This window comes from Sulfurimonas sp. (genome assembly GCF_047622445.1).
Taxonomy (GTDB): Bacteria; Campylobacterota; Campylobacteria; order Campylobacterales; family Sulfurimonadaceae; genus Sulfurimonas.
On sequence record NZ_JBLHOE010000079.1, the window covers coordinates 1 to 13,627 of the forward strand.

The window sequence follows — 13,627 nt, forward strand, 5'->3', positions numbered from 1 at the left end:
AAGCTTAAAAACTTGGTAATTGAGTTTATTATACGTTATAGATTTGAGAAAAGTTTTATGACCTTAGAACATTATAATGATATGTTAGGGAGTTTCAAAGTATAGATGTCAAGTTTTTATTTTTTACTTTGGTTTCGATGGGCTATAAGAGTGAGTGTATTGAGTATAATTTTAGCTATTTTGCTTGCAACTTTTATAACTGCCTTTATGTATATACAACAAGGTTCCGTTACTTTAAAGACTGAGGTTTATGAAGCCTTATTTGCTATATTTATTTTTTGGTTACCTCTGTCTTGGAGTATTACACTTCTTTTTACACTTTTTAGATCTTTAAAATATATCTTTAACCAATGCAATAATGGGTATGAATTAAAATTACTTGAGTGTAATAGAACTGAGGTTATTGAAGATATTGGCTATGGAGATCTAGTGAAAGTTTGGCGTAGGTGGTTTATGCTGATAATATGGCTTACTGGAACTCAAATGATTGTAGCCCTTGGATTTACATATGTTTTTAGTCTGTATAGTGCAATTTTTGATTGGTTTAATATTTATATTTTATTTTGCTTTATTCTTGTTTCTGGATATTTTTCTTTTATTCTTTTAGCGGGGAGATGCAAAAAAGTAAAGGTTGTGAAGTGTTAATTTTTTTGGACCTAGAAACGACTGGACTTGAAGCCGAAGATAAAATTGTTTCTATTGCAATTATTGTAGTAGATAACGGTGAAGTAACTTCAAAATATGAACTTGTAAATGAAGGTAAAAAAATACCTCCAAAAGCTTCGAGTATTCACCACATAACAAATGAAATGATATATCAAAAAGCATTACTTATAGATACGGAAATCTGGAAGTTTTTGAATGATAATAATACACCAGATTGTGTTGTTGTTGGACATAATGTTAATTTTGATATACGAAAATTAAATGCAGTTGGGTTTGATTATAAAGGAGCAGTAATAGATACGTTAAGGGTGTCAAAACATCTTATCCCTGAGTGTGAGTCTTATGGACTGCAAGTATTACGATATGAACTGAAGTTATATAAAAGTGAGAAGATTAAAGTTATGGCTCATCATGCATTAGGTGATGCTGAAGTTTTAAAATATTTATATGAATATCTTTTAGATCTTTCAAGTCAAGAGGAGATGCTTAATCTAAGTTTTAAAAAGGTCCTCTTAGAGAAATTTGGATTTGGAAAATACACTGGAAGATACATTGAAGAGATAAGTATGTGCGATAGAGGATATTTAGAATGGATGTTGTCCAAAATGGTAGATTTGGATGATGATTTACGTTATAGTATCAATTATTATTTACAAGGATAAGCTGTGAAGATTTTTATAGAATGTAAGTCCCCTTTGTTGCAAAAATCTCTTGAGCTATTTTTGGAAAAATATCTGTGCTCTTCTAAGCAATCTGATATCATTATCCGTGATGAAGAATGTGTTGGAGATGAAAGATGTTTTTTGATTTCTTCCTCAGAAAAAGCAGACTTGAGAAAACCTTTTTCAAAATCACAACTTATTTTGGCACTTGAAAATAGGGAGCAATCAACTTCAAAAGATACTCCTTTAGAAATAGAAGAACCACTTAATTTTGATATTTTAGAAAATCGTATAGATTTTTTAACGAAAGAATATCAGCAAAATATTATTAAAGCAGTGAAAGCATTTTATGAAAAATAAATCAATTATAAAAAAAATAATTATGGGTAAATTCAAAGGTAAAACTTTGAAGCTTCCATCCATGGAAACAACAAGAAGTTCTAAATCTATAGTAATGGAATCTTTTTTCAATACTATTCAGTTTGAAATAATAGATGCACATTTTGTTGAGGTCTTTTCTGGAAGTGGCTCGATAGGTCTTGAAGCTTTGAGTCGTGGCGCATCAAATATATTTTTTATGGAACGTGATCGTGAAGCCCTTAAGGTTTTAAAGCAAAATATTTCTCAAACAGATCCATCGGCTTGTCAAATTTTTGCTGGAGATAGCTTTTCAAATATTGATGAAGTTGTTAAAAGACTTAAAAAAAAGAAAGAAGATGCATATTTTTATATAGATCCACCATTTAGTATTCGTGAGGGAATGGAAGATATTTATGAAAAGATGATAAAGCTTATTGCTTCACTTCCTGGGGAAGTGGTAAAGTTAATTGTGATAGAGCATATGACAGGCTTAGAGATACCAAGTTCTATAGGACCATTTACAGTTAGCAAGTCTAAAAAGTTTGGAAATACTTCTCTAACATATCTAAATCTAACTATTTAATATCGTAAATCTCTTTTGTTTTAGCATCTACTTTTGCAGAAATATTTCTATTTAGCATATAACCTTGAATATTTGCACCTCTAAAGTCAATGGAAACAAACATATGAGGTCTCTTATCGGTAAAATTCATTTCATGTGTTGTTTTTAACATCTCATAAGATTTTGGTTCTTTAATAGTTTTTTGAATAATTTTTTGTAATGGTCCATAGCTCCCATTCCAAGGATTAAAACCCTGCATAAGCCAAGATTGATTAAAATATACTTTGTTACTTTTACTTTGATAATCTTCATTACACTCATCTAAAACAGTACTAAATTTTAAGTTTGCATCTTTTGTATATACTAAACTTCCTACACAGTCGTATAAAGTTTGTTCATATTTATCATCAATATTTTTGGCAGAAGCATATGAAGCGGTTATATTCTCAAGTTTATCGTCGAACTTATGCATCTCTGTAAGTGTATAGTTTTGGTAATCTTGGTAAGGTACTTCTCTATACTTGACGTAGAATACAACTAAAAGTATAAAAAATGGTGTGATGATAAATAAATTTCTTTTTTTCATAATATAGATTCCTAATTTTTTCGAATAATATCATAAAATAGGGGTTAATTGGAATACTTGTTGCTAATCACTACCTATACAAGGAACATTAATGAAAATATTTTTACTCTTTTTAGTTATTAGCGTCAGCGTTTATGCAACAAAAATAAATGATGTAGCTAATATTGTTGGTGTTCGTGAGAATCAGATAATTGGTTACTCCTTAGTGGTTGGTTTGAAAAAAACTGGAGATGGAACAACTTCAAAGTTTACGCTTCAGTCAATTGCAAATATGCTTAAATCTATGAATATAGATATGAATACTATTGACATTAAATCAAAAAATGTCGCTGCAGTTGTTGTAACAGCAAGATTAAAACCATTCTCCCGTCATGGAGATAAGTTTGATATAACAGTCTCTTCAATTGGTGATGCAAAATCACTTGAAGGTGGTACACTTTTAATGACTCCTCTAAAAGGGGTAGATGGTAAGATATATGCACTTGCCCAAGGTCCTGTAAGTATTGGTGGTAAAAATGAGCGTGGGGCTGGAAGTGAATCTCATCCTACTGTTGGTTTAGTATATGGTGGTGGTTTGGTAGAGCGTGAAGTTTTTATTGATCTTTATCATCAAAAGCATGCGACATTATCTTTAAAAGAATCAAACTTTAAAAATTCAGTAGCTGTACAAAAAGCTATAAACGCAGTCTATAACACGCAAGTGGCAGTTGCAATGGATCCAAGAACTATCAAGCTTAAAAAACCAGATAACAAATCTATGATTGAGTTTTTAGCTGAGATACAAGATATAGATATGGATTATAAACCTAAAAATAAAATTATAATCAATGAAAGAACAGGAACTATAATTGCTGGAATAGATATAGAAGTTAAACCAATCATGTTAACACATGGTGATATAACAATCAAAATATCTGAATCAGCTACTCCAAAGAAACCAGAAGGATCTATAGTTGTAGATGACTCGCTTGTAATTGGTTTGAATGAGAATGAACTTTATACGAAAGAGGGGACAACAACAGTTGCAAACTTAGTTCGTTCATTGCAAAAGATGGGTGCCTCGCCTAAAGACATAATCTCAATTTTAGAGACTATGAAAAGTGCAGGAAGTATATCTGCAGAACTAAAGGTAATATAATGAGTACATACGGGTTGTCAGCTACTAATTTACAAGCTAAAGGTTTATCTGGGCAGTACACTGTACCTAAGATTGATTCAAATGCAGAGAATGCTGCTTTAAAAGAGCAAACAGATGCTTTTGAGGCAGTGATTGTAAAAATGATTATGGATAATGCAGCTAAAGATGAAAAAAATCTTTTTTCAGAACAGAATGATCCTGGAGATAAAATTTACAAGTCAATGTATAGAGATGAGCTAAGTAAAGCTAGTGCAGGAGGCTTTGGATTTTCACAGATGTTATATGATTATTTAAGTGAAAAATCACAGTAAAAACTTAATTTATTTAGGAAGTTGTCGATATAGTTATATACAGAGAAACTCTCTTGAGTAATAAAGGATAAATTATGATTTCACAGGCTAATAGCGGGAACATACGCAATGCCTATACTAACAACTCTTCTGAAAACAAAGAGCTTAGTAAAAAAGCAGGACCAACTGTATCTTCACAAGGAGATATGAGTAAAGTTCAACAGATGAAAGAAGCTCTTGAATCTGGTGAATATAAAGTTAACCTACAAGCACTCTCAGAAAAAATAGCTGATGAGTTATTGTAGACAATAATACTAAATAGGGGAAAGATTATGTTGTCTCATCACTTACAAGGTGCTTTACAAGACCTTAGGGATTTAATTAGCATCACAGAATCTGATATAGTTGATATACAAGAAGCTAAAAATGATCAACAATTTGAGAGATTATCGCTTAAAGAGGAAAAACTTAAAGGTTTTGAATCGAAAAAAGCTATGATAGATCATGAGATTTCTAAACTAATGACAACACAACCCAATAAAGACCTTCCAGAATTACTCAATAAAGAGCAGCATAAAGCTCTTGATGACTTGAAACTAGAGTTATCTAATCTTAGAGATGTTAACAAAAGGTACGCGAAATTTGTACTCATAGTAAGTAATTTATATAATTCATTTTTAGAAAGAATTGTTCCTACAGAAATGCAAGGTTATAATAAAGTAGCATCAAAGAATGCAGCTATATTGGAAGTGAGAGTATAAAATGGCTTCTATATTTAATGCCCTTCATATCGGATACTCAGGCTTAAATGCTGCACAAGTTGGTATCAATACAACGGGACATAATATTGCGAATGCTGAAACTGATGGATACACACGTCAACGTGTTATAGCTACAAATGCAACACCTATTGCAGCTAATCCTGGACAAGTTGGTAATGGTGTTGAAATTCAAACAATTAAAAGAGTTTTTGATAATTTTGTTTTTGATAGATATACAGATACCTATGCAAAAAAAGAATATTCGGATTTTGAAAAAACAAATTTAGAACAGTTGTCGACATATTTTCCAGAAATTGATGAAGTAGGGATTAAAGCTGATTTACAAGAATATTATAATATGTGGCAAACATTTGCAGATAATCCTGATAATGGCGCCATTAAATTAGCTTTAACAAAACAAGCAGAGATATTATCTAATCATATACATGCAACAAAAGCTCAGGTTACAGAGCAACAATCTCAATTAAATAATCAAATTGAAGTAAATATTAATGAAGTAAATTCACTTGCAGAAAAATTAGCAGATTTAAATAAATCTATAGATACAGCAGAGTCAGGTAAACTTTATGACGCTAATGATTTGAGAGATAAAAGAAATACTATAGAAAGAGACTTAGCACGCTTAATAGGTGCTCAAGCAAACTATGGACAAATAGAGTCAAATATTCAAATAGATACTTCATCGAATATGAAAACGGGTAGTTATTCAGTGAGTATTAATGGTTTTAACATTGTTGACGGAAACTCATATCATCCTTTACATGTTTCAAATGATAAAAATGCTTCTGGTTTTTATGAAATCTCTTATGAGAGACAAGATGGTGTTTTAATCCCTATGGAAGAGAATATTAATGGAGGTAAACTTGGTGCTATATTAGACCTTCGAGGTGGTACGATTGATAGTACAAGTGGTGTTCCTAAAGATGGAATACTTCAAAATACAATTGCTCAGCTTGATGGTTTTGCAGCAGGTTTAATAGAGTCTACAAATAATCTTTATGCTTCAAGTGCAACAACAAGGATGGATTCAAATACTCTAAACTTAAGTCCTACAGATGCACTTCTATCTTCTAATTTTAACATTAAAGAAGGTTCTTTTAATCTTGTTATTTATGATATAGATGGCAACAAAGTATCTTCAAGAGCTATAGATATTAACGTTGCAACTACAATGACAGGGACTAGTGGTTCAAATTCAATCGAAGGTCAGATGATTCAACAGCTTGATGATAATGATGATGGAAATGCAAATAATGATATAGATGATTATTTACGTTTTAATTGGGCTACATTTGCAAGTGGTGAAAATGCTGTAGAATTTACCTTGGACCCATTAAAAGAATCTCAAGGTTACACGTTTGCAATCGAAGATTCTCTTAGTGATGATAAATTTGCATCTGGAACTAATTTTGCCGGTGCATTAGGTATGAGTAGGTTCTTTGATGGAAAAGATGCGAGTGATATTAATATTAATGCAGCTCTTAAAGCAAATCCAACAGCTGTTCGAGCGGGCTATACTCCAATTGCTGGAGATAGTAGATTGGCGTTAGACATGGTACAACAGCAGTATGAAAACTTAGATTTTAAAGTTGGTCCTACTAGTTATGAAACGTCTGCCTATGAAATGTTTGATATTATAGCTACAGACGTTGGTATCGCTACAAATTCTGCTATATCAAGAAATGAAACAATAAGTACGCAATTTAATGCAGTAGAGATGGAATACTTTTCTGTTTCAAAAGTAAGTATTGATGAAGAAATGACAAATTTAATTAAATATCAAACTTCATACGGTGCGGCTGCAAAAGTTATTACGACAATCGATCAAATGATGCAAACACTTCTTGGCATCAAACAATAATTTATAGAATAATATAAATGCCAGTTTTTAGTATATTTATTTTACTTTTGATATTTGTATTTTCATTTTTCGGCTTGTATATTTATGGTGTTGATGCATATACCTTAAATGGTGAATCTATTCTCACTCCACCGTCAGTTTATCATTATCTTGGTACAGATAGATTAGGTCGTGATATTTTAGCTCGTCTTATGGAAGGTGGAAAAGTTTCATTGATTATCGGTGTTGGAAGTGCATTTATTGCTTCTGTTATTGGCTTGCTTTTAGGTTCTGTTGCAGGTTATTTTAGAGGGACTGTAGATAAAGCTTTTATTGTTACAGTTGACTTATTTTTAACATTTCCAACATTCTTTTTGCTATTAGCATTAGTTAGTTATGTAAATGCGTCTGCTTGGGTTCTAATAGTTATTATATCTATTACCGGTTGGATGACAACGGCAAGACTTATCCGTGCAGAGAGTTTTAAAATCACTTCACAACCTTACATTAAAATACTTAATATTGCTAATGTTGCTAAACTGAAAATTTTATTTAAATATTATGCTCCAATTTTGGCTCCTATATATTTTGTAAGTTTCACTTTTGGAGTGGGTGGGGCTATACTTGCCGAGTCGGGGCTTAGTTTTTTAGGGCTTGGGATTGTTGCACCACAAATGAGTTGGGGTACAATTCTTAGTGCGGGTAAAGATGTAGTTGAAATTGCATGGTGGGTTAGTTTTTTTCCAGGACTTATGATATTTTTAGTGACATTTTCTTTAATTAATATTTCAAATTATTTACAGCAATTAACAAATAAAAAACAGATTCAAAGTTAAGCTCTAAAAAGATATACTTTCTTTAGAAAAATAATTAGGATGAATTTTGATAGTAATGATTGATAACTATGACAGTTTTACATACAATATAGTGCAGTATTGTAGAGAATTAGGGGCTGATTTAAAAATCATTAGAAATGATGAGATGAGTGTAGCTGAGATTGAAAAGCTTTCTCCTGAAAAAATTATTATTTCACCTGGGCCTGCTTCACCAGATGAAGCCGGTGTAACACTTGATGTTATAGAGTATTTTGCAGACAAATTACCGATTTTAGGGATTTGCTTAGGTCATCAAAGTATTGCTCAAGTTTTCGGTGGAGATGTTGTAAGAGCTACAAATATGATGCATGGTAAAACTTCTACAATGAACCGAGTAGGGGAATGTGAAATATTTAAAGATTTACCGCGTGAGTTTATTGCGACTAGGTATCATTCTTTGATAGTTGATAAAAAGAATCTTCCAGAGATTATAGAGCCAACAGCATTCAGTGCAGATGACGATGAGATAATGGCATTAAAAATTAAGAACAAAGATATATATGGTGTACAGTTTCACCCTGAATCAATTATGAGTGAACATGGACATGAAATTATAGGGAACTTTCTAAAATTATGATGCATAAAATCATCTTACTTAGTATAATAAGTATAGATGTACTCATCCTCCTTTTTCAAACATCTTCATTGTCGATTTCTAGTCATGAAGCTGCACTTTTGTATGGAGATTTTTCCTCTATACAGTTTATAGAAAACTTATCATTAAGCTTTTTTGGACAGAATGATTTAAGCTTAAGAATTCCAATGATTTTTTTTCATTTATTAAGTGTAATTTTAATGTATAAAATTTCAGATAACTATTTAGCAGATCAGAAAAATAGAATATGGCTATTACTAATTTTTATTCTTTTACCAGGAGTATTAAGTTCTGCTTTACTCGTGGATAGCGCAGGACTTATTATACTTGGCTTATTACTATACGTATATGTATATGAGAACTTCTCAATACCACACACATATCCAATACTCTTAGTATTTTCACTTGTAGATGGTGTTTTTATTTATCTATTTATTAGTTTAGTTGTCTACTCTATATACATCAAAAATAAAGCTTATCTGTTTGCCAATATGTCATTTTTGATTACGTCCATATATTTTTATGGCATTACCACAGAAGGATCACCAGAAGGTCATTTAATTGATACAGTTGGCTTATACTCAGCAATATTTACTCCGATAATATTCACCTATATATTTTATGTACTCTATAGAAGGTTCTTATCTAAAGAGATGAATGTTTTGTGGTTCATTTCAACTATACCATTATTGATATCACTTCTTTTATCATTTCGGCAAAATATTTATATCGAGGATTTTGCTCCCTATCTTATTGTTGCTTTACCGCTAGCTGCTCAGAGTTTTTATGCAGCATACAGAGTACGCTTAAAAATGTTTAGAACAAGGTATAAAATCATATTTGGCTTATCCGCATTATTTTTATCGGTAAATTTTATTTTTGTATTATTTAACAGAGAACTCTATTTAGTGATTGAAAAACCACAAAAGCATTTTGCTAGAAAAATGCATATAGCAAAAGAATTAGCCCAAGAGTTAAAAAGTAGAGATATATATTGTGTTACAACTCAGGACACAATGGGTAACAGATTAAAGTTTTATGGTATTACTTCATGCACTGAAAATCTACTTATAGAAAAAAACCTAGATGTAAAAGGTGAGGACTATGTAACTATTAGTTACAAGTATAGACCAATATATAAAGCAATTGTTACAAATCTAAACACTCTGTAAAGCTATCTTATATTAAGTATAAATAGAAGACACTTGTAAAGTGATATATGCTAAAATACATCCCAAATATCAAAATAGGGAGTTTCTATGGCTCAAAAAGCGATACGAGAATATGATGCTAAATCCATTTTAGCAAAGCACTGGGATAAATACTTTCCAGATTTTACTTATGCATACGAAACAGTTATGGTTCAAAACGGATCAGAACTAATTGAGGCAGCAAAAACTGCATCTTGGTTAAATGAAAAAACATTAGTTGCAAAACCAGATATGTTATTTGGTAAGCGTGGTAAAAATGGTTTAGTACTTTTTAAAGATGCTAAACCAGGTGATGTTAAATTAGCTAAAGCTGCTTCATGGATTGGTGAAAAAGCAAGTGAAGATCAATCTGTATACTTTTCATTTGATGGAGACACTCCTACTGGTGAACCAAGTACAGATAGATTAACTCACTTCGTTGTTGAGCCATTTACTCCACATGAACAAGCTGAAGAGTATTATGTATCTGCTACCTGTGTTGGTGATAATGATGTAATCTATATGTCTGCTGAAGGTGGAATGGAAGTTGAAGAGGGTTGGGATGAAAAAGTTACAGAGCTAGCATTCCCAATTACAGCAACTGAAGAAGATATCGCATATAAAATAAGAACTAACGTACCTGCAGATGTTGCAGAAAAAGATAAAGCTCAATTTGCTGAATTTTGTGTTGGTTTCTTTAAAGCATATCGTGAGTTAAACTTTGCATACCTTGAAATTAATCCTTTTGTTATGCAAGGCAATAAAATCGAGCTTTTAGATATGGTTGCTAAACTTGATGATACAGCTGGATTTATGATGGTTGACGAGTGGGGTAGTGTTGAATACCCTACTGCCTTTGGTATGGAATCTAAATCTCCGGAAGTTGAAGCTATTGAAGAAGCTGATGCTAAAACTGGTGCTTCATTAAAGCTTACTTTACTTAAACCAGAAGCTAGAATCTGGACTATGGTTGCCGGTGGTGGTGCTTCAGTTGTTTATGCTGATACTATCGCTGATATGGCTGGCATCGATGATTTAGCTAACTATGGTGAATATTCTGGTGGTCCAACTACTGGTGAAACTAAGTTCTATGCTGAGACATTACTTGACTTAATGACAAGAGAACCTGATGCTCAAGGTCGTGGTAAGGTTATGATTATTGGTGGAGCTATCGCTAACTTTACTGATGTTGCCAAAACATTTACAGGTATCATTCAAGCATTTGATGTATATGCTGATAAAATGAAAGCAGTTGATCTTAAAATCTATGTAAGACGTGGTGGACCAAACTATGAAAAAGGTCTTGCTGACATGAAAGAAGCTGCTGATAGATTAGGTTTATACATTGAAGTTTATGGTCCTGAAACGCATGTTACTGACATCGTTCGTATGGCACTAGAGAAGTAAGGAGAAATAATGGAACAACTATATACAAAAGACACACAAGCAATTTTTTGGAATAACAACACAACTGCTATTCAAAGAATGCTAGATTATGATTATACTATTCAAAGAGAAACTCCATCAGTAGCTGCAATTGTTGCACCTACAAGCGGAAACAAATTTGAGAAATTCTTCTTCGGTCCAGAAGAAATTATGATTCCTCTTTTCAAAACGACTGCAGCAGCAAAAAAAGCTCAGCCACAAGCTGATGTACTTTTAAACTTTGCATCGTTTAGAACTGCATATGATGTAACGATGGAAGCATTAGAAATTGGTGGTTTTTCATCAATGATGATTACTGCTGAAGGTATTCCTGAGCGTTTAGCTCGTGGTATGAACCAAACTGCTCGTGAGAAAAATGTAACTATCATTGGTCCTGCGACTGTGGGTGCTATTACACCAGGTGCATTCAAAGTTGCTAATATTGGTGGTACTATTACTAACATTGTTAACTCTAAACTTCACCGTGCTGGTTCTTGTGGACTTGTAACTCGTTCAGGTGGTTTATTTAATGAACTTTCTAACATTATCTCTATCAATGCTGATGGGATTGCAGAGGGTGTTGCTATTGGTGGTGACAGATTTGTTGGGTCAGTTTTCATTGATAATATGCTGAGAATGGAAAAAAATCCAGCTGTTAAGTACATGATTCTTCTTGGTGAAGTTGGTGGTACTGAAGAATACAAAGTAATCGAAGCAATTAAGTCAGGCGCTATTACTAAACCAGTTGTTGCTTGGTGTATTGGTACAATTGCTAAGTATTATGATTCTGGTGTTCAATTCGGTCATGCAGGTGCTTCGGCAAATGCTGAGTCAGAAACTGCTGAATATAAAAACAATGCAATGAGAGAAGCTGGTATTCACGTACCTAATTCATTCAACGAACTACCCGGAATGATTAAAGATGTATTTGAAGGTATGAAGTTAGCTGATATTCCTGAGCCAGAGATGAGTACTTGTCCTACCGTCAGAAGAAGTAAAGAATTTATCTGTACTATTTCTGATGATAGAGGAGAAGAATGTACTTACGCTGGTTTCCCAATTTCAAGTGTTGCTACTCCAGATACTGGTAAAGGAATAGGTGATGTTGTATCATTATTATGGTTCAAAAAACAGTATCCAAAATGGGCTACAGACTTTATTGAAACTGTAATGAAAACCGTTGCTGATCATGGTCCTGCTGTTTCTGGTGCGCACAATGCAAAAGTAACTGCAAGAGCTGGTAAGTCAGTTGTTGAATCACTTGTAACTGGTTTATTAACAATTGGCCCAAGATTTGGTGGTGCTATTGATGGTGCTGCTGAGCACTTTAAGTATGCTGATGACAATAATTTATCTCCAAAAGAGTTCTTAGGTTATATGAAGAAGCAAGGTATTCCAATTCCAGGTATTGGCCACCGTATTAAGTCTCTTAAAAACCCAGACTTACGTGTAACTGGTTTGATGAATTATGCTGCTGAGCATTTTCCATCAACTCCACTTTTAGATTATGCAAGAACTGTTGAAGCTCTTACTACATCTAAGAAAGAAAATCTTATCCTTAACGTTGATGGTACTATTGGTATCTTAATGGTTGATATGTGGAGAGCATTAGGTTATACAGAAGAAGAGATCAATGATTTCATAGCTTCTGGTACTCTAAACGCATTCTTTATCGTTGGTAGGTCAATCGGTTTCATCGGGCATATTCTTGATGAAAAACGTCTTGCAATGCCAATGTACAGACATCCAATGGATGATGTACTTTATGACGTGCAAATGGCAGAAGAGATCAAATAATTTTCTAAACTTTAAGGACTTATAGCTCCTTAAAGTTTTTCTTCTTTTAAATTTTCCTACTTTTAGATATACTTGATAATTAACTATTACTATAGGTATACATATGAAAAAAGCATTCACATTATTAGAATTAGTATTTATAATTATAATTATTGGAATACTAATAGTCGCTATAATCCCAAAAATACAAACAAATCCTGTTAGAGAAGCTGCAATACAACTAGTCTCGCATATTAGATATACACAACATTTAGCTATGATGGACGATAGGTTTGATAGGACTGATTCAGGGTGGCATAAAGAATTGTGGCAAATTAGATTTACAAATGATACTAGTACATCTAATAATGTACCAGCATATGTAATATTTTCTGATTGGATTGGTGGACATACCTCTCACCCTGAAGTTGACGAATGCGCAGTAGATCCATTAACTGGTTTACTTATAAATGGGGGAGTTGTAAATATAAATTATGATGATCCACGCTTACTACAAGAAGCAAATTTAGGAAATACTTATGGTATCAATAATATTTCCTTTAGTAATTCATGTCGTATAAGTGGAAGTATGCGAATTGCGTTTGACCATTTAGGACGACCAATTAGAGGAAATATAAGTGGTGAAGATAGCGTAACTGATTTAAGATATATACAAACTACATGCGAAATTACACTATCAAATGGAAGCGAATCTAGTGTTATATTAATAGAGCCGGAAACAGGCTATACACATATCCAATAATTATTTCCAAACTCTTCATAACATTAAGCGAATACTAAGCTACTACGCCCTATAATTCCCATCCACAAACATTGACACTCAGTTTTAAAACCGAGTTACGACGACTTCAAGTAGAAG

General features: G+C 32.7%; 16 protein-coding genes. 15 read left to right on the forward strand and 1 reads right to left on the reverse strand.

All coding sequences use genetic code 11. The annotated features are described in order from the left end of the window. Positions 1-150 precede the first annotated feature (150 nt). From ACI9TV_RS14170 to rsmD, 4 genes are read left to right on the forward strand one after another with little or no spacing between them, the layout of a single operon-like run. Complete coding sequence (locus ACI9TV_RS14170; RefSeq protein WP_415251487.1) at positions 151-645, forward strand: hypothetical protein; 495 nt, start codon at positions 151-153, stop codon at positions 643-645. Further along, positions 639-1,328 carry an exonuclease domain-containing protein gene (locus ACI9TV_RS14175; RefSeq protein WP_415251472.1) on the forward strand — a complete coding sequence of 230 codons (690 nt, stop codon included), beginning with the start codon at positions 639-641 and terminating at the stop codon, positions 1,326-1,328. Before ACI9TV_RS14170 ends, ACI9TV_RS14175 begins: the two co-directional genes overlap by 7 nt. 3 nt (positions 1,329-1,331) lie before the next feature. Beyond that, on the forward strand, positions 1,332-1,688 hold the full coding sequence (locus ACI9TV_RS14180; protein ID WP_415251473.1) for a hypothetical protein: 357 nt from the start codon (positions 1,332-1,334) through the stop codon (positions 1,686-1,688). Continuing rightward, the gene (gene rsmD, locus ACI9TV_RS14185) at positions 1,678-2,271 is read left to right on the forward strand and encodes a 16S rRNA (guanine(966)-N(2))-methyltransferase RsmD (protein ID WP_415251474.1); all 594 of its coding nucleotides are present in this window, start codon (positions 1,678-1,680) and stop codon (positions 2,269-2,271) included. The genes ACI9TV_RS14180 and rsmD overlap by 11 nt, the downstream gene beginning before the upstream one ends. On the opposite strand, the gene ACI9TV_RS14190 is transcribed toward rsmD, so the two are convergent. Continuing rightward, a complete protein-coding gene (locus ACI9TV_RS14190; RefSeq protein WP_415251475.1) occupies positions 2,264-2,836 on the reverse strand; it encodes a hypothetical protein in 573 nt (190 codons plus the stop codon). The genes rsmD and ACI9TV_RS14190 overlap by 8 nt on opposite strands. Positions 2,837-2,927: 91 nt before the next feature. Between ACI9TV_RS14190 and ACI9TV_RS14195 the strand changes: the two genes are divergently transcribed. The 11 genes from ACI9TV_RS14195 (at position 2,928) to ACI9TV_RS14245 (ending at position 13,510) form a co-directional block, all read left to right on the forward strand. Continuing rightward, entirely contained in the window at positions 2,928-3,974 is a 1,047-nt protein-coding gene (locus ACI9TV_RS14195) for a flagellar basal body P-ring protein FlgI (protein WP_415251476.1), read from the forward strand. After that, the gene (locus ACI9TV_RS14200) at positions 3,974-4,285 is read left to right on the forward strand and encodes a rod-binding protein (protein WP_415251477.1); all 312 of its coding nucleotides are present in this window, start codon (positions 3,974-3,976) and stop codon (positions 4,283-4,285) included. The genes ACI9TV_RS14195 and ACI9TV_RS14200 overlap by 1 nt, the downstream gene beginning before the upstream one ends. Before the next feature lie 74 nt (positions 4,286-4,359). Next, entirely contained in the window at positions 4,360-4,569 is a 210-nt protein-coding gene (locus tag ACI9TV_RS14205; RefSeq protein WP_415251478.1) for a flagellar biosynthesis anti-sigma factor FlgM, read from the forward strand. Between the two features lie 27 nt (positions 4,570-4,596). Continuing rightward, positions 4,597-5,025, forward strand: coding sequence for a hypothetical protein (locus ACI9TV_RS14210; protein ID WP_415251479.1), 429 nt, complete (start codon positions 4,597-4,599; stop codon positions 5,023-5,025). Between the two features lies 1 nt (position 5,026). Continuing rightward, positions 5,027-6,907, forward strand: a complete 1,881-nt coding sequence (flgK, locus tag ACI9TV_RS14215; protein ID WP_415251480.1) for a flagellar hook-associated protein FlgK — start codon at positions 5,027-5,029, stop codon at positions 6,905-6,907. Positions 6,908-6,924: 17 nt separating this feature from the next. Further along, on the forward strand, positions 6,925-7,722 hold the full coding sequence (locus ACI9TV_RS14220; RefSeq protein WP_415251481.1) for an ABC transporter permease: 798 nt from the start codon (positions 6,925-6,927) through the stop codon (positions 7,720-7,722). A gap of 46 nt (positions 7,723-7,768) precedes the next feature. Beyond that, positions 7,769-8,338, forward strand: coding sequence for an anthranilate synthase component II (locus ACI9TV_RS14225; protein ID WP_415251482.1), 570 nt, complete (start codon positions 7,769-7,771; stop codon positions 8,336-8,338). Beyond that, a complete protein-coding gene (locus tag ACI9TV_RS14230) occupies positions 8,335-9,528 on the forward strand; it encodes a hypothetical protein (RefSeq protein WP_415251483.1) in 1,194 nt (397 codons plus the stop codon). The genes ACI9TV_RS14225 and ACI9TV_RS14230 overlap by 4 nt, the downstream gene beginning before the upstream one ends. An 87-nt stretch (positions 9,529-9,615) precedes the next feature. Next, positions 9,616-10,953 (forward strand): ATP citrate lyase citrate-binding domain-containing protein, encoded by a 1,338-nt coding sequence (locus tag ACI9TV_RS14235; RefSeq protein WP_415251484.1) that lies wholly within the window; start codon positions 9,616-9,618, stop codon positions 10,951-10,953. 9 nt (positions 10,954-10,962) lie between these two features. After that, the gene (locus tag ACI9TV_RS14240) at positions 10,963-12,768 is read left to right on the forward strand and encodes a citrate/2-methylcitrate synthase (RefSeq protein WP_415251485.1); all 1,806 of its coding nucleotides are present in this window, start codon (positions 10,963-10,965) and stop codon (positions 12,766-12,768) included. 103 nt (positions 12,769-12,871) lie between these two features. Next, entirely contained in the window at positions 12,872-13,510 is a 639-nt protein-coding gene (locus ACI9TV_RS14245; protein ID WP_415251486.1) for a type II/IV secretion system protein, read from the forward strand. The last annotated feature ends 117 nt before the right edge of the window (positions 13,511-13,627 follow it).